Below are 643 nucleotides of genomic sequence, written 5' to 3'. Positions count from 1 at the left end.
CGGTGGCGGTGGCCGATGCCTTCTCCGCGATGACCGAGCCCGACCGGACCTATCGCCGTCGCCGCAGCGTCGGAGAGGCCCTGGCCGAGATGGCGGTCTGCTCCGGCACGCAGTTCGACCCGGCCATGGTCGAACTGCTGCGCGCCGGTATCGAGATCGGTCAGGATCAGGTTTCCCTCGCACCGTTGGCGGCCATGGAGCCGAAATGATCCGCCCCATCAAGGCCATCGGCGTCGCCGCTGGATGATCCACGAAAAGGCGCGCCGAATGTCCGCGCCCCCGTCGCATGCGACGCCGATTGCGTGACCGCGACAGGCACCGATCCCGCATTCACCTGGCCAGCCTCTGCCGTTGCCTGCGCAACGGCCTGGCAGAGGTGGATCAGGCACCTTGCGCGGTGTTTCGAAGCCCGAATCCCATGTAACCTGCAACCTGGGCGTGCTACTCAGGCGAGCTTCACATCGGCTTGTGCGCGGGGGAATTGTGGGCAGTTCAATGGAAGCCTACGTCGCGGGTCGGCCGATCCTGGTCCTGGAGGATGATCCGGAGGTGGCGCAGACCATCTGCGGCTTCCTGGAACGCGATGGCTGGCTCACCAGGCACGCTGCGACCCTGATCGAGGGGCTGCGACCCTGATCGAGGG

Annotated in this window: 1 protein-coding gene and 1 pseudogene; both read left to right on the top strand. The window is 66.6% G+C overall.

Translation table 11 applies throughout. The features are described 5' to 3' along the window. Nucleotides 1-209, top strand: a pseudogene (locus AC1DWF_RS35535) (hypothetical protein); the annotation flags it as partial. Nucleotides 210-495: 286 nt separating this feature from the next. After that, nucleotides 496-636 (top strand): hypothetical protein, encoded by a 141-nt coding sequence (locus AC1DWF_RS35530; protein WP_476843155.1) that lies wholly within the window; start codon nt 496-498, stop codon nt 634-636. The last annotated feature ends 7 nt before the right edge of the window (nt 637-643 follow it).

This window comes from Aminobacter sp. P4_D5, from assembly GCF_056401815.1.
This window is presented reverse-complemented; position numbering and strand designations above follow the sequence as displayed.

Excerpts from the sequence above, each read along its gene's own strand:
- AC1DWF_RS35530 (WP_476843155.1), top strand. The coding sequence starts at position 496 with ATGGAAGCCTACGTCGCGGGTCGGCCGATCCTGGTCCTGGAGGATGAT.